The 18,156-nt window shown below is 72.9% G+C and carries 17 protein-coding genes; 6 read left to right on the top strand and 11 right to left on the bottom strand.

The window, feature by feature from the left end:
* Nucleotides 1-7: 7 nt before the first annotated feature.
* Nucleotides 8-892 (bottom strand): NAD(P)H-binding protein, encoded by an 885-nt coding sequence (locus NBH00_RS15665; protein WP_254569529.1) that lies wholly within the window; start codon nt 890-892, stop codon nt 8-10.
* Nucleotides 893-914: 22 nt separating this feature from the next.
* Nucleotides 915-1,808, bottom strand: a complete 894-nt coding sequence (miaA, locus tag NBH00_RS15660; protein WP_254569528.1) for a tRNA (adenosine(37)-N6)-dimethylallyltransferase MiaA — start codon at nt 1,806-1,808, stop codon at nt 915-917.
* Nucleotides 1,809-1,874: 66 nt separating this feature from the next.
* Here miaA and NBH00_RS15655 point away from each other — a divergent pair, with 66 nt between their 5' ends.
* Entirely contained in the window at nt 1,875-2,666 is a 792-nt protein-coding gene (locus NBH00_RS15655; protein ID WP_254569527.1) for an SDR family NAD(P)-dependent oxidoreductase, read from the top strand.
* Nucleotides 2,663-3,601, top strand: coding sequence for a polysaccharide deacetylase family protein (locus NBH00_RS15650; protein WP_254569526.1), 939 nt, complete (start codon nt 2,663-2,665; stop codon nt 3,599-3,601). Before NBH00_RS15655 ends, NBH00_RS15650 begins: the two co-directional genes overlap by 4 nt.
* A gap of 28 nt (nt 3,602-3,629) precedes the next feature.
* On the opposite strand, the gene NBH00_RS15645 is transcribed toward NBH00_RS15650, so the two are convergent.
* Nucleotides 3,630-4,658, bottom strand: a complete 1,029-nt coding sequence (locus NBH00_RS15645; RefSeq protein ID WP_254569525.1) for a carbon-nitrogen hydrolase family protein — start codon at nt 4,656-4,658, stop codon at nt 3,630-3,632.
* Nucleotides 4,655-6,133 carry an NAD(P)/FAD-dependent oxidoreductase gene (locus tag NBH00_RS25295; RefSeq protein WP_302182641.1) on the bottom strand — a complete coding sequence of 493 codons (1,479 nt, stop codon included), beginning with the start codon at nt 6,131-6,133 and terminating at the stop codon, nt 4,655-4,657. The genes NBH00_RS15645 and NBH00_RS25295 overlap by 4 nt, the downstream gene beginning before the upstream one ends.
* A gap of 111 nt (nt 6,134-6,244) precedes the next feature.
* Between NBH00_RS25295 and NBH00_RS15635 the strand changes: the two genes are divergently transcribed.
* Entirely contained in the window at nt 6,245-6,964 is a 720-nt protein-coding gene (locus tag NBH00_RS15635; RefSeq protein WP_254569524.1) for a TetR/AcrR family transcriptional regulator, read from the top strand.
* An 11-nt stretch (nt 6,965-6,975) separates the two neighbouring features.
* Here NBH00_RS15635 and miaB read toward each other — a convergent pair whose 3' ends face one another.
* Nucleotides 6,976-8,331, bottom strand: coding sequence for a tRNA (N6-isopentenyl adenosine(37)-C2)-methylthiotransferase MiaB (gene miaB / locus NBH00_RS15630; protein WP_254569523.1), 1,356 nt, complete (start codon nt 8,329-8,331; stop codon nt 6,976-6,978).
* Nucleotides 8,332-8,774: 443 nt separating this feature from the next.
* On the opposite strand from miaB, the gene NBH00_RS15625 reads away from it, so the two are divergent.
* A complete protein-coding gene (locus NBH00_RS15625) occupies nt 8,775-9,746 on the top strand; it encodes a GGDEF domain-containing protein (RefSeq protein ID WP_254569522.1) in 972 nt (323 codons plus the stop codon).
* Between the two features lie 410 nt (nt 9,747-10,156).
* Complete coding sequence (locus NBH00_RS15620) at nt 10,157-10,462, top strand: DF family (seleno)protein (RefSeq protein WP_254569521.1); 306 nt, start codon at nt 10,157-10,159, stop codon at nt 10,460-10,462.
* Here the strand turns inward: NBH00_RS15620 and NBH00_RS15615 are convergent.
* Together NBH00_RS15615 and NBH00_RS15610 are read right to left on the bottom strand one after the other, a co-directional pair.
* The gene (locus NBH00_RS15615; protein ID WP_254569520.1) at nt 10,459-10,980 is read right to left on the bottom strand and encodes an ankyrin repeat domain-containing protein; all 522 of its coding nucleotides are present in this window, start codon (nt 10,978-10,980) and stop codon (nt 10,459-10,461) included. The two genes, NBH00_RS15620 and NBH00_RS15615, sit on opposite strands and share 4 nt — an antisense overlap.
* 656 nt (nt 10,981-11,636) lie before the next feature.
* A complete protein-coding gene (locus tag NBH00_RS15610; RefSeq protein ID WP_254569519.1) occupies nt 11,637-12,494 on the bottom strand; it encodes an alpha/beta fold hydrolase in 858 nt (285 codons plus the stop codon).
* A gap of 68 nt (nt 12,495-12,562) precedes the next feature.
* Here NBH00_RS15610 and NBH00_RS15605 point away from each other — a divergent pair, with 68 nt between their 5' ends.
* Nucleotides 12,563-13,531 carry an alkaline phosphatase family protein gene (locus NBH00_RS15605; RefSeq protein WP_254569518.1) on the top strand — a complete coding sequence of 323 codons (969 nt, stop codon included), beginning with the start codon at nt 12,563-12,565 and terminating at the stop codon, nt 13,529-13,531.
* A 23-nt stretch (nt 13,532-13,554) separates the two neighbouring features.
* Here the strand turns inward: NBH00_RS15605 and rny are convergent, their stop codons facing one another.
* The 4 genes from rny to recA form a co-directional block, all read right to left on the bottom strand.
* On the bottom strand, nt 13,555-15,039 hold the full coding sequence (gene rny / locus NBH00_RS15600; protein WP_254569517.1) for a ribonuclease Y: 1,485 nt from the start codon (nt 15,037-15,039) through the stop codon (nt 13,555-13,557).
* Between the two features lie 403 nt (nt 15,040-15,442).
* A complete protein-coding gene (locus NBH00_RS15595) occupies nt 15,443-16,291 on the bottom strand; it encodes an aldo/keto reductase (protein WP_254569516.1) in 849 nt (282 codons plus the stop codon).
* A gap of 59 nt (nt 16,292-16,350) precedes the next feature.
* The gene (locus NBH00_RS15590; protein WP_254569515.1) at nt 16,351-16,860 is read right to left on the bottom strand and encodes a regulatory protein RecX; all 510 of its coding nucleotides are present in this window, start codon (nt 16,858-16,860) and stop codon (nt 16,351-16,353) included.
* Between the two features lie 26 nt (nt 16,861-16,886).
* On the bottom strand, nt 16,887-18,005 hold the full coding sequence (recA, locus tag NBH00_RS15585) for a recombinase RecA (RefSeq protein WP_254569514.1): 1,119 nt from the start codon (nt 18,003-18,005) through the stop codon (nt 16,887-16,889).
* Between the last annotated feature and the right edge of the window lie 151 nt (nt 18,006-18,156).

Here is an 18,156-nt window from a genome sequence, read left to right as displayed (position 1 = left end):
GCGGCCCTCAGCGGGCGGTCACGTGGTCCAGGCAGCCGGGCCGCCGCTCGAGCACCTCGAGCAGCCCCAGCGGCTCGTGGCCGGCGAGCGTCCGGACCGCCGGGGAGACGATGTCGAGCTCCCCCTCGCGGATGGCGAGGTAGCTCGTCACCCACGCGTCGATCTCGAAGTCCGCGACGTCCGGGCCCATCCGGGATTCGAACGCCTCCTGCAGCTCCTCGGCGTGGTACTGGAGCGGGAGGCCGCTGAACTGCGCCATCACCGCGCACGCCTCGGCGAGCGTCAGCGCCTCCGGGCCGGTGAGGTCGTAGGTCGCCCCCGCGTGCGTCGCGGGGTCCAGGAGGACGGCCGCCGCCGCGTCCGCGACGTCGTCGCGGGCCACCGGGGCGACGCGGCCGCTGCCCGCCGGACCGCGCAGGACGCCGTCCGCCCCCACCATCCCGGGGACGAAGTCGGCGTACAGCGAGTCGCGCAGGAAGGTGAAGGGGACGCCGGTCGCGCGGATCGCGGCCTCGGTCGCGTCGTGGTCGCGGGCGAGGGTGAACGTCGCGTCGGCCGCGGCCCCGAGGAAGGAGAGGTAGACGACGTGGGCGACGCCGGCGGCCGCGGCGGCCGCGACGGCGCTGCGGTGCTCGTCGGCGCGGGTCTCGGACTCGGCGGCCGAGACGAGCAGCAGCGTGTGCACCCCGGCGAGCGCCTCGGTGAGCCCCGCGTGGTCCGCGTACCCGCCGGGCGCGGCGCGCACCTCGGCGCCGCCCAGCTGCGGGGCGCGCGCGGCGTCGCGGACGACGAGCCGCTGCGCGGCCCCGGCCGTCGCGAGGCGGGCGGCGACGCGGCCCCCGAGCGCCCCGCTGGCGCCGGTGACGCCGATGAGCTGGTCGGGCGCGGTCATGGCGCCTACGGTAGCCGCGCGCTCACGGCAGCAGCGCGGCGGCGATGTCCGCGGCGTCGCGGCCGGTGACGTCGACGAGCTCGACGCCGGGGAGCTTGCGCATCCAGGTGAGCTGGCGGCGCGCGTAGCGACGGGTGCCGGTCTTCATCGCCTCGACGTCCCCGGCGAGCAGCTCGCGGAAGCCGAGCGCCTTGCGCGCCGTCTCGGAGGCCCCGGCGGCGTCGGCGGCGCGGACCTCGGCCTCGGCCCCGGCAGCGACCATCGCGTCGACGCGCGCGTCGATCGCCGCCGCCAGCGCCGCGCGGTCCATCGTCAGGCCGACGAGCCGCGTCGGGTGGCGCGTCTCGGTTGTCCACAGCTGGCCCTCCCCCGGGCTCGGCGGCGCGATCCCGGCGTCGAGCAGCTCGAGCGCCCGGACGAGGCGGTGCGCGTCGGCCGGTGCCACCCGGGCGGCCCGCTCGGGGTCCCGGGCCGCAAGCTCGGCGTGGAGGGCGGCCGCGCCGTCGGCCTCCAGGCGGGACTGCCACCGCGCGCGGATCGCCGGGTCGACCGGAGGGCGCAGCGCGAGGTCGGCGAGCGCGGCACGCAGGTAGAGACCGGTGCCGCCGACGACGATCGGCGCCGCGCCCTCGGCGAGCAGGCCGTCGATCTCCGCGTGGGCGCGGGCGGCGTAGGCGCCGGCGCTGAAGCTCTCGGTCACCGGGACGACGCCCACGAGCCGGTGCTCGAGCCGCGCCCGGTCCTCCGCGTCGGCCGCGCCCGTGAGGATCCCGAGGCCCGCGTAGACCTGCAGGGCGTCGGCGGAGACGGCGACGGGGCGGGCGCCCCGGGCCCGCAGGCGGTCGGCCAGCGCGTGCGCGAGCGCGGTCTTCCCCACGCCGGTGGGGCCGAAGATCGCGAGGACGGACGCCGGCATCGGGGTGCAGTATCGCGGCCTCGCGCGCGGCGCCGGGCCTCCGCAGGCCGCCGTATGCTGCGGGGGATGAAGCTCTCGGGCCGCACAGTCCTCGTCACGGGCGCCACGGGCGGGATCGGCCACGCGATCGCCCGGCGCCTGCGCGCCGAAGGCGCCCGCCTCGTCCTCACGGGGCGCCGCACGGACGTCTTGGAGCCGCTCGCCGCCGAGCTCGGCGGGACGGCGGTCGCCTGCGACCTCGCCGACCCGCAGGCGGTCCAGGCCCTCGTCGACGCCCATCCGGACGTCGACGCCGTCGTCGCGAACGCCGCCCTCCCGGCGTCCGGCCCGCTGCTCGACTTCACCCCCGAGCAGGTCGACCGCGCGCTGCAGGTCAACCTCCGCGCCCCGATCGCCCTCGCCCACGCCTACGCGCCGAAGATGATCGCCCGCGGGAGCGGCCACCTCGTCTTCATCTCGTCGCTCGCCGGCAAGACGGCCACGCCGGGCTCGTCGCTCTACAGCGCGTCGAAGTTCGGGATGCGCGGGTTCGCCCAGGGGCTGCGCGGCGACCTGCATGCGCACGGCGTCGGCGTCTCCACCGTCTTCCCGGGCTTCATCCGCGACGCGGGGATGTTCGCCGACAGCGGCGCCGTGCTCCCCAAGGGCGTCGGCTCGGCCACGCCCCAGGACGTCGCCGCCGCGGTCGTCAAGGCGATCGTGCACGACCGGGCCGAGATCGACGTCGCGCCGCTGTCGCTCCGTCTGGGCGCCGCCTTCGCGCAGGTCGCGCCGCAGCTCAGCGCGACGGTGTCCCGGCGGCTCGGCGCCGACCGGATCAGCGCGGACATCGCGGCCGGGCAGTCGGACAAGCGGTGAGCCGCGGGAAGGGCGCCCGCGCCGTCTCGGAGCTCGTCCTGATCGCGGGCGCGGTGGCGACCCTCGGCGGGACGACGGCGATGGCCGTCCACCGCCTGAAGGAGGACCCGAGCGGCGCCGGCGTCACGACGGCCCAGGCCACGACGAGCACGTCGGCGGTCGCGAACGTCCCGATCCCCCCGGCCCCGGTGCTCCACCGCAGCGGGGAGATCACCCAGGAGCAGGAGTCGACGGCGCTCGCCCGCCTCGCGGCGACCGGGCTCCCCGTCTACTGCGGCGGCCACACGAAAAACTTCGTCGCCCTGACCTTCGACGACGGCCCCGGCCCGTACACGCACTACGTCCTCAAGCGGCTGCGTCGCAACCGGGCGCGGGCGACGTTCTTCCTCGTCAGCCGCAAGCTTCCCGAGTTCGGGGACCTCGTCGCGAAGGAGTTGCAGTTCGGGACGGTCGCCGACCACACGGTCACGCACCCGAACCTCCCGGCGCTCGGGGCGTCCGCCCAGGAGCACGAGATCGCCGACGCCCAGCACGCGATCGCGAAGAAGGCGGGCCGCCCGGTCGAGCTCTTCCGCCCGCCGTACGGGGCACACAGCCCGCGGATCGACGCCCTCGCGAAGAAGCACGGCCTCGTGCAGATCCTGTGGACGGCGGACTCCGGCGACTCGCTCGGCGCGAACTATGCCGGGATCAAGCGGAACGTCATCGGCGCGTTGAAGCCCGGCGCGATCATCCTCATGCACGACAACCGCGGGCAGACGGTGCGCGCCCTGCCCGCGATCCTCCACGCGGTGCGGCGCAAGCACCTGCGGGCGGTGAGCCTCCCGCTGATGCTGACGCTCGACCCGCCGACGGCGACGCAGCTGCGCCTCGGGGGCCGCGGCTGCGGCGCGGGCACCGCCGGCCGGACGGGCCCGCAGCCGACCGGCGGCTGAGCGGCCGCGCCGCGCCGCGCCGCGCCGCTCAGCTCGTCGCGAGCGCCCCGGCGGCCGCGCCGCCCGCCGGGATCTCGTCGGGCAGGTCACCGGACGGCCAGGCCTGCCAGCCGAACCCCTTGCGGGCGTGGCGCAGGCGGTAGCGGAGGTTGCCGTGGGCGTTCATGCCGTACCACGCGGCGTTCGTCAGGAGGCTGAAGTCCTGGATCCACAGGCGGTCCTCGGTCGCGTCCAGCGGCGTGGCGGGCGCGACCTGCACGTCGGCGGCGACGTGGCCCTCGCCGTCCTCGAGGGACAGCGACGCGAGGATCGTGCCGTCGCGCTCGGTGATCTGGGACCCGCCGACCATGACCGTCGGCCATGAGAGACCGGGCGCGAGCGGGGTCTCCCCCGTGATCGGGCCGACGTGCGCTGCGTGGGCGACCGCGACGCCGGTGCGCCGCGCGACGAGCCCGGGCAGCTCCATCGCCTGGCGGACCCACTGCTCGTGCTCGTGGCGGCAGAGCGTGCGCAGCGGCCCGGGCCAGTTCGTCGGGAACGAGGGCCAGCACATCCCGCCGAGGACGAGCTGCGCGCCCCCGTCCCGCACGCGGGCGGACGTCCGGTTGCGCGCCCACTCCCAGCCGGACATGAGGCCGACCTTCACGCCGAGCGTGCTCGACTCCACGACGCCGTCGTCGTCTCCGCCCTTGTAGTAGTTCTGCTCCCAGGCGGTCGGGATGTCCTTGTCGTGCAGGTGGACGGCGCCGTCCGGCTCCGCGAGGACGTAGGTCCCGTAGCTGTGCCGCCCGCGGACGGCGAGGAAGCCGCCGCCGACGATGCAGCCGAGCTCGCGGGCGAGGCGGGTGATGAGCTGGAACGGCGCCCCGTCGACCGGCCGGGGCCCGTTCAGCAGGAGCCGGGAGTAGACGTTCGGCGACGAGCAGCCCTCCGGCACGATGATGATCTCCGGGGCGTGCTCGCGGTGCGCGTCCCGGACGAGGTCCTCGACCCGCGCGAGGTTGCGGTCGACCTCGGCGAGGGCGAGCGCGGGCTGGACGACGGCGATCTTCGTCATGCGGGGATCTCCTGGCGGACGTCGGCGGCGGCGGGGGGTGCGGACGCCGCGGATGCGGCGGCGGCCCGGCGCGCGCGGATCGCCACCGGGGGCGCCGGCCACGAGGCGCCGGGATGGTCGGAGCCGGTGACGGGCCGGGTCGCGCGGAAGCGGTCCGCGTGGCGCTCGCGGCGGATCTCGAGCTGCGTGCGGATCTCCTCCGCCGCGGTGAGCACGGTCTCCCTGCGCGACCGCTCGCCGCGGACGAGCGCCGTGACCGCGTGGCGGGCCAGCCGCGGCAGCGGGGCGATCTCCTGCAGCGTCCGCGCACGGCCGAAGAGGTCGCCGATGTCCGGCTCGGTGGACCGGCCGGCGTCACGGATGAGCTCGCACACCGTCGGCGACTGGACCTCGACCCGTGTGTCCATGTTCGCGAAGTGATAGGCGGGCAGGCAGTGGCGATCGCGATGGGCCTCCCACTCGCGCGTCGCGATGTCGATCGCGGTCGTGTCGCCCACGACGGGCAGCAGGTGCTCGGCGAGCGTGCGGCCCATCCACATCGCGTCGCGCATGCCCTGACCGGTGACCGGGTCCTTGAAGTGCGAGGCGTCGCCGGCGAGCGCCCAGCCCGGGCCGGACGACGCCCGGAAGAACGCCGGCGTCTCGCCCGTCGAGCGGAGCTTCGTGTACGTCGACGGGTCGGCGCCGGCGAGCCGCTCGCGCAGGCGGGGGTGCTCGGCGAGCTTGCGCGTCCAGTACCCCTCGGGGTCCTTCCGCGCCTCGGTGGCCTCGTCGCGGTGGCCCATGAAGAGGATGAGCAGCTTGCCCGCGGGCGCCGTCGGGAAGGCGAAGCCGAACGACTCGCCCTCGCGCAGCGCGTAGTACGTCTCGGCGTCCCGCGTGCCGGCCCGCGGGTCGTCGACGTAGCGGAAGACGAGCCCGCGGCCGTTCTGCGAGAGCCGGTACGGCGTCCACGCCCCGACCTGCGCGGCGACGTTCGACCGGCGGCCGTCCGCGCCGACGACGAGCTTGGCGGCGAGCTCGTGCTCCTCCCCCTCGGCGTCGGTGTACCGCAGGCCGCTCACCCGGCCGGCGCGCCAGGTCAGCTCCGTGAAGGTGCAGCGCTCGCGGATCTCGGCGCCCTGGTCGCGGGCCGCCTCCACGACACAGAGGTCCTGCTGGGTCCGCGGGACGCAGACCCCGAAGTCGATGCCGTCGTTCGCCGGGCGCAGCCGCTCGCGGCACTCCGAGCCCTCGGCGGTGGCGAAGAGCCAGCGGACCTGGGACGGGTTGAGCGCCATGATGCGCGGCAGCGCCCCGAGCTTCGCGAGCTCGCTCGTGCCCGCCGGCATGAGCAGGTGCGTCGAGAGCTGGTCGGACGGGAACGACATGCGGTCGATCGCGACGACCCTGTGCCCCGCCCGTGCCAGCGGTGCGGCGAGCGCACACGCGGCCAGACGGCCTCCGACGACGGCGACATCCACCTGCTCCACCATGGGTCTCCTCTCCCTCCCGGCGCGGCCCCCGCAGCGCCACGACCGGTGACATGCACTCCCGGATGAGGAGGAGCTTGCACGATCCCGAGCGAAATGTAAAGTGATTCAAAGATGAACCTGACTACAGAGAGCAACGCGACCCGGGGCGCCCGCCGCCGGGCCCGCACCCGGGCCCTCATTCTCGACGCCGCCGAGCGCGCCTTCACCGAGGACGGCTACCGCGGCGTGAAGATCGAGGCCGTCGCCGACCGTGCCGACGTCGCCGTCGGGTCCATCTACTCGCACTTCTCGAGCAAGGACGGCCTCTACCTCGCCTGCGTCGAACGGGCCGTCGAGTTCTTCTCGCGCTACATGCAGCAGGCCTACCAGCCGGAATGGACGCCGCTCGAGCAGGTCATGGCCTGTGGCGACGCGTACCTGCGCTTCCATCTCGAGCATCCGGGCGCCTTCCGCTTCCTCGCCTTCGACGAGGCCGACCCCGCCGTCCCCGTCGACCCGGAGACCCAGGCCCGCCTCGGCGCGGCGATCGACGCGCTCATCGACGAGTTCGCCGGCAAGATCCAGGCGGCGATCGACACCGGCGAGGCCCGGCCGCTCGACGCCCGGCTCGCCGCCCGCTTCCTCTGGGGCGCGTGGAACGGGACCGTCGCCCTCGGGCTGCGCCGCGACGGGATCGCGCTCAGCGAGACCGAGATCCACGACGCCCTCCAGCAGGCGCGCAACATCGTCAACTGGGGCATGTCCGCCCCGGCGAACCGCGACGCGGCCGGCGCGCCGCGCACCCGCCTGCTGACGACGGTCTCGCCGCCGCCGGTCGAGGGCGAGGGCTAGGGGGCCCCGGCCTACCCCACGCCGGCGCCGGCGCGCGCGAGCAGCGACTCGGCGCCCGCGAGCGTCTGCGACGTCGCCCGCTCGATCTCGACCATCACGAGCTCACCGGGCTGAGCCAGGCCGGTGAAGTTCACCGCCTTGTTGTGGCGGGTGCGGCCGCGCAGGCGCGAGGGGTCGGTCCGCGAGGTCCCCTCGACGAGGACCTCCATCGTCCGGCCGACGAAGCGCTGCGCCCGCTCGTGCGCGCGGCGCTGGACGACCTCCACGAGCCGCTCCATCCGCTCGACCTTCACCTCGTGCGGGACGAGTCCCTCGGTGATGAGCGCCGCCTCGGTCCCCCGCCGCGGGGAGAAGACGAAGGTGAACGCGCCGTCGTAGCCCACCTGCTCGCAGACGTCGAGCGTGAGCTGGAAGTCCTCCTCGGTCTCCCCCGGGAAGCCGACGATGATGTCCGTCGTGATCGCGCAGTCCGGCACGTGCTCGCGGATGAGCGCGACGCGGTCGAGGTAGCGCTCGCGGTTGTACGTGCGCCGCATCGCCTTGAGGATCGGGGTCGACCCGGACTGCAGCGGCAGGTGGATGTGCTCGCACACGGACGCGAGCTGCGCGTGCGCGAGGATGACGTCCTCCTTCATGTCCTTCGGGTGCGGCGAGGTGTAGCGGACGCGCTCGATGCCCTCCACGCCGTCGACCGCCGCGAGCAGCTCGGCGAAGGTCCGGGGACCGCCGGCGTCGCGCAGGTCGCGGCCGTAGGCGTTGACGTTCTGGCCGAGCAGCGTGACCTCGCGGACGCCCTCCCCCGCGAGCCGCTCGACCTCGCGGACGACGCCGTCGAACGGGCGCGAGGACTCGCGCCCGCGGGTCTGCGGCACGATGCAGTAGGAGCAGTTGCAGTTGCAGCCGACGGAGATCTGGACCCAGCCCTGGTGCTCGCGCGTGCGCTTGTCGGGCAGGTCGCCGGCGAAGCCCTCGAACTCGAAGTAGCCCTGTGCGGTGAGCGAGTCGGACGTGAGGAACTCGGCGAGCTTGTGGACCTGGCCCGGGCCGAAGGCGACGTCGACGAACGGGAACTGCTGGAAGACCTCGTCCTTGAGCGACTGCGCCCAGCAGCCGCCGACGCCGATGATCGTCTCCGGCCGCTCCTTCTTCACGCGCTTGGCGTGCCCGAGGTGCGCGACGAAGCGCGAGTCGGCCGTCTCCCGGATCGAGCACGTGTTGAACAGGATGACGTCGGCGTCCGCCTGCTCCTCGGCCGCCCGGTAGTCCAGCGACTCGAGCATCCCCTTCATCCGCTCGGAGTCGTGCTCGTTCATCTGGCAGCCGAACGTCGTGACGTGGTAGCGCTTCTGCATGAGGGAGAGGTCCATGGGCGAGCACAAGAGTAGAGCGATCGGCATCACACGGGTGTCCGTCGAAGGGCTCGACACGACGATCGGCCGGAGCTTCTCCGTGGGAACAGGTCAAGGCGAAGCTCTCGGACGCCGCCGGCAGGGCGAGTGCCGGGCGCGACGCCGACCTCTTGGCCCGCCTGAGTATCGGGTTTTTCAGCTAGACGCCGGCGAGCAGAAGACGCACCACGCTTCAGGCGAGTTGGCCAACGGCCGGTTTGGGTAGGACCGGTCACTGCGTGGATCTTTCACGCCGGCCCACCCTGTCGGCTCTGCACTCCCGGTGCGTAACCACCGTCCGCGTCGACACTGCGCCCGTTGAAGGATCGGGCGGGGGGGTCGATCAGAGAGTCATGGGGCGCGTCGCCGGATCAGGGAGTTGGTTGTGTCCGACGGCGGCCGATCGCGAGCGGGTGCTCGACATGGAGATCCGCCTGAAGCCGGTCCGCGCCGCGACGATGACGGTGCTGGCTCTGGCCCTCGCTGCCTGCGGTCCATGGCTTGGCTTCTGGACGCTCGCACCGCTGGCCGTTGCCACGCTCGGGTTCACCGTCGTGGATCGGGGGATCGGGGGTGCGCGCCGGCCGGAGCTGCGGATCGCGGGGGCATGGGTCCTCTCGATGGCGGCCATCGCGGTGGCCGTCGCGGCGTCCGGCGGGCCCGCGGCGTCGATGGTCGCTTGGCTCGTGCTTCCGGTCGTGACCCTTCCTGCGCGCTTCGGGCCGCGCGGCGTCGCTGCGGGCTCGATGTTCGCCGCCGCGTGCATCGTGGCGGTGACGCTCGGCGTCAGTTCGGCGGAGGTCGCCGCCGCGCCCGATCGGCTGATCACGCCGTTGGCGCTGCTGGTGGGCGTCACGTTGCTGTCGATGGCGCTGATGCGCTCGGATCTCCACCATCGCTCGGCGGCGGTCATCGATCCGCTCACCGGCATGCTCAACCGGGCTGCGCTGGCCACCCGCGCTGAGGAGCTCTCGCAGCAGGCGGCGATCGTGCAGCGTCCGGTGGGCGTTGTCGTCGGAGACCTGGACCACTTCAAGACGATCAACGACCTGCACGGCCACGCGTGTGGCGATGCGGTGCTGCAGGAGGTCGCCTACCGGCTGCGGAAGCGGCTCCGAGCGTTCGATCTCGCGTACCGGCTCGGCGGCGAGGAGTTCCTCGTGCTCGTGCCGGGGGCGGACCTTGCGGCAGCCGCTGACGTGGCGAGCGGGCTGCGGGAGTGCATCGCGGCCGCGCCGATCGCCGGAGTCGCGGTGACGATGTCCTTCGGCGTCGCCGCGTCCATCCCCGGGAGCTTCTCGTTCGACGACGTCTTCGCCGACGCGGACAAGGCGTTGTATGCCGCGAAGGCCGCCGGCCGCGACCAGGTCGTCCCGGCGGTCGCCGACACGTGAAAGCTCAGAGACGCGCAGCGAGTTCAGCTGCGGCCCGACGCCGACCTGCACCTGGAACGCATCATGGCCCGGAGGGTCGAGCCGGGCATCGACCTCGACATCAGCATCTGAGCAGAGCGCGGGCTTGCGGTCGTCGAGTACTCGTCGGATACTCACGCGATGGCCGTTGGCATCACCCGCTACTCGCCCACCCACGTGGAGGCCAGCGCGTCGATCCGCGGTCGCGGCCTGTTCTTCAGCCGGACCGCCGACGGAACCTGGTGGGCTTTGCGGCTGCGCAAGCGCACGTGCACCGGCCCGCCCGCGCCTTCTGGCCCCTCCTCAGCCTGCGGCGTACGCGAGCCGCGCCGCCCTGACCGGCCACAACTCGGGCCCGGCCACCGTCTCCAGCTGCCCTGAGAGGCGGGACCGTGCACATCGAGATGCTGTACTTCGAGGGCTGCCCGAACGCCGATCTGCTCCTCGAGCACGTCGGTGAGATCCTCAGCGAGGCCGGCCGCAGCGAACAGGTTCACCTGCGCCGGGTGGAGACAGCTGAGGCCGCCGAACACGAGCGGTTCCTCGGCTCCCCGACACTGCGGATCGACGGCCAGGACGTGGACCCCGACGCGCACCAACGGCACGACTATGCCTTGACCTGTCGGCGGTACGCGACGCCTGACGGGATCGCCGGCCTCCCCGCCGACTCCTGGATCACGACCGCGCTCGGGCTCTAACCGCCTGCTTCGAGCGCGGCTCGCAACAACCCGGTCCGTCCATCGTGACCGGGGCCGGGCATGTACCGATGCTCACCCTGGCACAGGTCAAGTGCGCTGCGTCCTTGGTGATCGGTGAGCGTTGGATCGGCGCCGTGCTCGAGCAGGTACCTGACGCTGACCGGACGCCCGTGCTCGGCCGCGAGTCGAAGCGGATGCCGATCCCACACCGGATCGACCCCGTCGATCGGCGTCCCGGCTGCAAGCAGCTGGTCCATCACATCAAGGCGCTGATGATCGGCCGCCATGATCAGCGCTCTGATCCGTTCCTCATCGCTCGCCTCGTCGATCGGCCAACCGGTCAGATCTCCGGCCGCCGCCGCCTCGACCAGGCTTCGCACCCGTGCCCCAGCGCCGACGACCGCGTCGAGCACGTCGGTCATCCCGAACACCGCAGCATGCAGCAGCGCGCTGCCGCCCGGAACCCCACCCGAGCTCTCCGTCGCGAGCAAGTCCAGATCCGCGCCGGCCTCGATCAAACACCCGCGCCACGTCCGCATCTCCGTAGCTCGCTGCGGTCATCAGCGGCGTCTCATCCTCACCCGGGCTCCCGCTCACCGGCGCCCCCGCGTCGAGCAGCAGCCGCGCCATCTCATCGGTTCCTTCAAGAGGCCCCGACAGACCGAGGCTCGGCGCGTCAAAGCGGAACATCGCCATGTAGTTCAGCGGCGCTGCACCGCACCGGTGATCACACCACCCAGTCAGATCGCTCGTCGCCCACGCCCGATCCCCGTCGATACGAGCGCGCGCACGCTCCACATCCCGGGCGTTCAGGATCCCCCGCCGCTCGATCGCCGCGCAGATCGCGTCCCACGACACGAACCCGAAGACCTTCGCCACCGCCGCGCGAGCATCCCCGACATCCGCAAGCCCACGGTCCTCGACCACACGATCGAGCGTCGCCTGATCAGCACGAGCCGGCAAGCACCAAGTCACCCGTTCATCTTCGCCTACGACGAGGCCCACCATCAAAGCCGTGCCGAGGCTGTCTGCAGAAACAAAACCACGTCGTGACGTGGTAGCTCTTCGTGGCGGGTCCCATGCGTCGGCCAAGAGTAGAGCGATCGGCCGGCCGGACGTCCTTCGCTCGCCTCCCCGCGGACGCGACCTGCGTCGCAGCCTGTCCGAGGCGCGATCAGTCCCCGAGGACCGCGGCGACCACCCGCTCGGGCGCCTCGAGCTGGGGCCAGTGCCCGACGTCCTCGAGCGCTGCGAACGGAGCGGACGGGATCCGCTCGCGGATCTCCTCGCCGATGTGCCGCCCGGAGATCGGGTCCAGCTGTCCCCACACGAAGCTCAGCGGGACCGCGGTGGTCTCGAGTGCGTCCACCCAGCGGCGCTCGTGCTCCCGGCGGTCCACCATGTAGCGGATCAGCTTGTGGAGGACGACCCCGCCCCGCGCAGCGGCGTGCCAGATGTCCGCGTCGGCCTCCGCGTGGTCGAACCCGGGTGCGAACGTCGGCCGCAGCGCCGCCGCCATCGCCTCAGCCGTCATGCCGGCGCTGATCGCGGGCCCCTGCACCGGATCGAGCAGCGCCGTCTGCACTGGCTCGGGTCGGTGCAGACGGGGGTACAGCCCGCCGTTCAGCAGATGCACGGCGGTCAGCTCGACCGCCGACGTGCCCGCGGCCTGGCGGGCGAGCAGCTCCTGCACGACCGTCACCGAGTAGTCGTGCGCGACGAGGGTCGTGGCCGTCACGCCCTCCCGCAGCCACAGCGCCTCGACGAGGTCCGCCTGCTCATCGATCGAGTACTCGTGCTCGACCGGCTTCTCCGAGGCGCCGAACCCGAGGAGGTCCGGAAGCAGCAGCGAGTGGCGCTCGGCCAGGCGGCCGGCGATCCCGGCCCAGTCGTACGAGCAGCTCGGGAATCCGTGCAGCAGCGTCATCGGGTGCCCCTCGCCGAGCCGCCGGGCGAAGATCGCGCGCTCGACGCCGCGAAGCTCGACCAGGACCCGCTCACCCGCCGACCACCAAGCCTCGATTCCGCTCATGTCGCCGAAGATACCCGGCCCGGAGGACTAGGATCGCGGAGGCCCGTTTCCAGCCCGGAGCGACGACGATGAAGCAGCGGATCCCGACCGTCGGCCTGACCCTCCTCGTCGCGCTCGCGGTCCTCGGAGGACTCGTCCTGGCGGCGAAGTCCGGTGGTGGTGGTGGTGGTGGTGGTGGTGGTGGCGGTGGCGGTGCGACGAAGCCGGGGCCGCCGGCCGGCCGGACGGCGCCCCCGGTCGCGGCGGGGACGGGCGGCCCCTGCGGGCGCACGACCACCGCGCCCTCCGGCTACGACCACGTCGTGTGGATCGTCATGGAGAACACCGCGAGCGCCTCGATCATCGGGTCGCCCGACGCGCCGTACATCAATCAGCTCGCCCGGCAGTGCGGCAGCGCGAGCCGGTTCCTCGCCGAGACCCACCCGAGCCTGCCGAACTACATCGCGATGACGTCCGGCGACACGCAGGGCATCGCCGACGACGACCCGCCGTCCTCGCATCCGCTGACCGTGCCGAACATCTTCGCCCAGCTCCCCGGAGCCTGGCGATCGCTCGAGGAGTCGATGCCGTCGAGCTGCCGGCTGAGCGGCTCCGGTCGGTACGCGGTGAAGCACAACCCGGCGGCGTACTACACGAACCTCCGCACCGGGTGCGCGTCGCTCGACGTCCCGCTCGCCGCCGCGCCGGACCTCTCCGCCCGCTTCACCTTCGTCACGCCGAACCTCTGCGACGACATGCACGACTGCGACACGGCGACCGGCGACGCGTGGCTCGCGACGTTCATGGGCAAGGTCTTCGCGAGCCCCGAGTACGCCGCCGGGAGGACCGCCGTCTTCCTCACGTGGGACGAGGACGACTCCGGCCACTCGAACCACATCGCGACGGTCGTCGCGGCCCCCTCGATCGTCCCCGGGACCGTGTCGGGCGCGTCGTTCGACCACTACTCGATGCTGCGCACGACCGAGGAGATGCTCGGCCTCGGATTCATCGGAAACGCGAGGCGCGCGACGAGCATGCGCGGTGCGTTCGGGTTCTGAACGCGGCGGGCGCCCGGCCCGGCTCAGTGCGCGACGTCCGTCGCGCGTGACTCCCGGATGACCGTGACCTTGATCTGCCCGGGGTACTCGAGCTCCTGCTCGATCTGCCGGGCCAGCGTCCGGGCGAGCCCCGCGGCGCCGTCGTCGTCGACCGCCTCGGGGGCGACGATGACGCGGATCTCGCGGCCCGCCTGCATCGCGTAGGCCTTGTCGACGCCCGGGTGGCGGGCCGCGAGCTGCTCGAGGTCCCGCAGCCGCTTGACGTAGTGCTCGAGCGACTCGCCGCGCGCACCCGGCCGGGCGCCGGACAGCGCGTCCGCAGCCTGCACGATGACCGCCTCGACGGTCTGCGGCTCGACCTCGTTGTGGTGGGCCTCCATCGCGTGGGCGACGGCCTCGCTCTCGCCGTGGCGCCGCGCGAGGTCCCCGCCGACGAGCGCGTGCGGCCCGTCGACCTCGTGGGTGACGGCCTTCCCGATGTCGTGCAGCAGCGCGGCGCGGCGCGCGGTCGCGGGGCTCGCCCCGAGCTCGTGGGCCATCATCGCCGCGAGGTTCGCGCACTCGACGCTGTGGGCGAGGACGTTCTGCCCGTAGCTCGTGCGGAACCGCAGCCGGCCGAGCATCCGGATGAGCTCGGGATCCAGGCCCTGGACGTCCGCCGCGAGGACCGCCTCCTCCCCCAGGTCGTCGATCCGGGCTTCCATCGAGGACTTCGCCTGGTAGAAGGCCTCCTCGATCTTGGCGGGGTGGATCCGCCCGTCCTGCAGGAGGGCCTCGAGCGTCATCCGCGCGACCTCGCGGCGGACCCCGTCGAAGGCCGAGAGGACGACCGCGCCGGGGGTGTCGTCGATGATGAAGTCGACCCCGGTCAGCGTCTCGAGGGCGCGGATGTTCCGCCCCTCGCGCCCGATGATGCGCCCCTTCATGTCGTCCGCGGGGAGCTGGACGACGCTGACGGTGCTCTCGGCGGCGTGGGACGCGGCGAGCCGCTGCATCGCGACGGAGAGGATCGACCGCACGCGGCGGGCGGCGTCGCGCTTCGTCTCGGCCTCGATCTCGCGCAGCAGGCGGGCGCGATCGTGGCGGGCGGCGTCCTCGGCCTCCTTCAGGACGGCCTGCCGCGCCTCCGCGGCGCTCAGCCCGCCGACCCGCTCGAGCGCGGTGGTGAGCTCGTCGCGGCGGCGCGCGAGCTCTTGGCGCTCGGCGGCGAGCGCGCGGTCACGGGCGTCGACCGCCTGCTCGCGACGGTCGAGCTCCGCGAGCCGGCGGGCGATCGACTCCTCGATCGCGGGCGACAGGAGGGCGAGGGCGGGGTCGGGTCGGGCGCCGTCGGGGTCGCGCCGGCTGCGGCCGAGCGCGTGGCGTCCGCGGTCCCGGGCGCGCAGCGCGAGCAACCCGCCCGGCGCGGCGGGCTGGACCGGCAGGTGCCCGGGGCGGGTGCGCGTCGTCAGCAGGGCTGCGGCGGCGAGGCCGGTGGCAACGAGTGCTACCGCGATCACGATCACCATGGGTGGTCCTCTCTCTCCTCGTCCGGCCCGGCGGAACGCCGGGAGACGGACGGTCTCCGGTGGGTCTATGGAGCGATGGACGAGCCCGCGGCGGGCGGGGTCGAGGAGACGGCGGGCTGCCGTCGGAGCGGCTGGATCTCAGGGAGCGCGGTGGATGAAGGTGATAAATGAGCGGCCTCGCGCGACCGGCGCGCGATCAGGCCTTAAGGATCGGGGGTTCGGGCGTCCGGAGGTCAGTGGTACTCGGTCGGAAACTGCGTATTTGCTGGATGTTCGTGCCCGGGTGGGCTCAGTCTGTCGCTTGCTCTGATCGTAGAGCCATCGGGGTGCCCGCCGCAACGTGCAGCGGGCTCCCGCGGACGGAGGTTGCGACCGGGCGCTTCCGGCCGCCCTCCGGCTGCGCTCAGCCGCCGGGGCGGATGAACGTCTCCGGGTCCGGCCCGGTGCGGTCGTCGGCCTCGAGCGTCTCGAACGCCGCCATCTCGTCGGGCGTCAGGTGGAAGTCGAAGACGTCGATGTTCTCCTCGATGCGCGCGGGCGTCACCGACTTCGGGATGACGATGTTCCCGAGCTGCAGGTGCCAGCGGATGACGACCTGGGCGGGCGTCTTGCCGTGCGCCTCGGCGATCGCCGTCACGGTCGGATCGTCGAACACCCGGCCCTTGCCGAGCGGGCTCCACGCCTCGGTCGGGATGCCGAGCTCGGCGTGCTCGCGACGGAGGCCCGCCTGCTGGAAGCGCGGGTGCAGCTCGACCTGGTTCAGCGCCGGGGTGACGCCCGTGGCCTCGATGATCCGCTCCAGGTGCCCGGCGTTGAAGTTGCACACGCCGATCGCGCGCGCCAGGCCCGCCTCACGGAGCTCGATGAGCGCCTCCCACGTCTCGACGTACTTGTCGTGCGCGGGGACCGGCCAGTGGATGAGGTAGAGGTCGACGTAGTCGGTCTCGAGCTGCTGCAGGCTCGCCTTGAGCGCCCGCTTCGCCGGCTCGCGGCCGTGGTCGTCGTTGAAGCACTTCGTCGTGACGAAGACGTCGCTGCGCGCGAGCCCGGCTGCGTGGATGGCCTGACCGACGCCGGCCTCGTTGCCGTAGGCCGCGGCGGTGTCGATGTGGCGGTACCCGGCGAGCAGCGCCCGCGTCACCGCCTCGGTCGTCTCGGCCGGCGGGACCTGCCACACGCCGAACCCGAGCTGCGGGATCTCACCTCCGCCCGCGAGGTCGACCGTCGGGATCTGGTTCGTCGAGGTGGTCATAGAAGATGGATGCCCACGCAACCACCTCCGAAACGCCCGCCCGCCCGGCGCGCTCGCGTTCAGGCGCGCGCGCGCTCGAACCGTCGCACCGCGTCGTACGCGAGCTCGAGGTCGTAGCCCTTGCGTACGAGGACGCCGAGCGCGCGCTCGCGTCCCTTCGGATCGTCGGCCGGCTCGCGGAAGCGCCGTTGCAGCACCGCGACCGCCGCGTCGAGCTCGTCCGCCGCGTCCCGGGCCGACAGTGCCTGCGCGATGAGCTCCCTGGAGAGCCCGAGCGCGACGAGCTTGCGCTCGATGCGGTCCGGCCCCCAGCCGTCGAGCGTGCGCCGGTCCTCGGCGTAGCGCTGGGCGTACCGCGCGTCGTCGAGGTACCCGAGCTCAGTGAGCTCCGCGACGACGTCGTCGATCGTCGACGGCTCGACCCGCTTGTGCTCGAGCTGCGTCCGGACCTCCGAGACGGTACGATCCCGCCGCGCGAGGTACCGGTACGCGAGGTCCAGCGCCTGCTGGAGGCGCAGCTGCGGGTCGACGACCCGCTCCTGCGCCCCCGTCGTGCCGTCGTCCCACACGGCCGTCGTCCCCGGGCCCTGGCGGCCTACGCCGCGAGGCCGGCGCCGTCGTCGGCGGGCACGCCGGGCACGTCGGCGGCCACCGCCGGCTCGTCACGGCGGGTGCGGTCGTCGCTCGCCATGAGGTCCCGGTCGAGCCCGAGCGCCTTGTAGATCTTGTCCTCGATCTCCTTGGCGATCTCCGGATGCTCGTTCAGGAAGTTCTTCGCGTTGTTGCGTCCCTGACCGAGCCGGTCCTCTCCGTAGGAGAAGAAGGAGCCCGACTTCGTCACGACGTTGTGCTCGATGCCGAGGTCGATGAGGCAGCCCGCGGTCGAGATGCCCTTGCCGAACTCGATGTCGAACTCCGCCTGGCGGAACGGCGGCGCGACCTTGTTCTTGACGACCTTCACGCGCACCCGGTTGCCGACCGCCTCGGTGCCCTCCTTGAGGGTCTCGATGCGGCGGATGTCCAGGCGCTGCGAGCAGTAGAACTTCAGCGCGCGGCCACCGGGCTGGGTCTCCGGCGAGCCGAACATGACGCCGATCTTCTCGCGGATCTGGTTCGTGAAGAGGATGACGGTGTTCGTCCGGTTCAGGTTGCCGGCGAGCTTGCGCATCGCCTGGCTCATCATCCGGGCCTGGAGGCCGACGGTCGTGTCGCCCATCTGCCCCTCGAGTTCGGCGCGCGGCGTCAGCGCCGCCACCGAGTCGACGCAGATGACGTCGACGGCGCCGGAGCGCACGAGCATGTCGGCGATCTCGAGCGCCTGCTCGCCGTAGTCGGGCTGGGACACGAGGAGCTCGTCGATGTCGACGCCGATGCGCTCCGCGTAGAGCGGATCCATGGCGTGCTCGGCGTCGATGAAGGCGCACACCCCGCCGAGCTTCTGCGCCTCGGCGATGACGTGGTACATCAGCGTGGTCTTACCGGAGGACTCCGGCCCGAAGACCTCGATGATGCGGCCGCGCGGGACGCCGCCGATGCCGAGCGCGAGGTCGAGGGAGAGCGAACCCGTCGGGATCGCCTGCACGCGGACCTTGGCGTCGGGGTCCCCCATGCGCATGACCGAGCCCTTGCCGAACTGGCGCTCGATCTGCTGCAGCGCGCCCTGGAGGGCGGTATCGCGGGCCTTGGCGGCCTTCTCGTCTGAGGTTACGGCCATGTGGGGACTGCCTTTCTCATCTGTGGTGCGACGGATAGTGCCCGCCAGCGCGGACGGAACCGGACCGTACGGGCGCCCCGTGTGACGGCGAAACCCCCTTCCTGTGCGGGATCTGCGCGGTTTCTGCCCGCGGATCCGCACAGAAACCCGG

This window comes from Paraconexibacter antarcticus (assembly GCF_024220175.1).
GTDB classification, from domain to species: Bacteria; Actinomycetota; Thermoleophilia; order Solirubrobacterales; family Solirubrobacteraceae; genus Paraconexibacter; species Paraconexibacter antarcticus.
Note: the sequence above shows the minus strand (reverse complement) of the source record. Positions and strands in the feature narration are given on the sequence as shown.

Excerpts from the sequence above, each read along its gene's own strand:
- NBH00_RS15665 (WP_254569529.1), bottom strand. The coding sequence starts at position 892 with ATGACCGCGCCCGACCAGCTCATCGGCGTCACCGGCGCCAGCGGGGCG.
- miaA (WP_254569528.1), bottom strand. The coding sequence starts at position 1,808 with ATGCCGGCGTCCGTCCTCGCGATCTTCGGCCCCACCGGCGTGGGGAAG.
- NBH00_RS15655 (WP_254569527.1), top strand. The coding sequence starts at position 1,875 with ATGAAGCTCTCGGGCCGCACAGTCCTCGTCACGGGCGCCACGGGCGGG.
- NBH00_RS15645 (WP_254569525.1), bottom strand. The coding sequence starts at position 4,658 with ATGACGAAGATCGCCGTCGTCCAGCCCGCGCTCGCCCTCGCCGAGGTC.
- NBH00_RS25295 (WP_302182641.1), bottom strand. The coding sequence starts at position 6,133 with ATGGTGGAGCAGGTGGATGTCGCCGTCGTCGGAGGCCGTCTGGCCGCG.
- NBH00_RS15635 (WP_254569524.1), top strand. The coding sequence starts at position 6,245 with ATGAACCTGACTACAGAGAGCAACGCGACCCGGGGCGCCCGCCGCCGG.
- miaB (WP_254569523.1), bottom strand. The coding sequence starts at position 8,331 with ATGGACCTCTCCCTCATGCAGAAGCGCTACCACGTCACGACGTTCGGC.
- NBH00_RS15625 (WP_254569522.1), top strand. The coding sequence starts at position 8,775 with ATGGAGATCCGCCTGAAGCCGGTCCGCGCCGCGACGATGACGGTGCTG.
- NBH00_RS15610 (WP_254569519.1), bottom strand. The coding sequence starts at position 12,494 with ATGAGCGGAATCGAGGCTTGGTGGTCGGCGGGTGAGCGGGTCCTGGTC.
- NBH00_RS15605 (WP_254569518.1), top strand. The coding sequence starts at position 12,563 with ATGAAGCAGCGGATCCCGACCGTCGGCCTGACCCTCCTCGTCGCGCTC.
- rny (WP_254569517.1), bottom strand. The coding sequence starts at position 15,039 with ATGGTGATCGTGATCGCGGTAGCACTCGTTGCCACCGGCCTCGCCGCC.
- NBH00_RS15595 (WP_254569516.1), bottom strand. The coding sequence starts at position 16,291 with ATGACCACCTCGACGAACCAGATCCCGACGGTCGACCTCGCGGGCGGA.
- recA (WP_254569514.1), bottom strand. The coding sequence starts at position 18,005 with ATGGCCGTAACCTCAGACGAGAAGGCCGCCAAGGCCCGCGATACCGCC.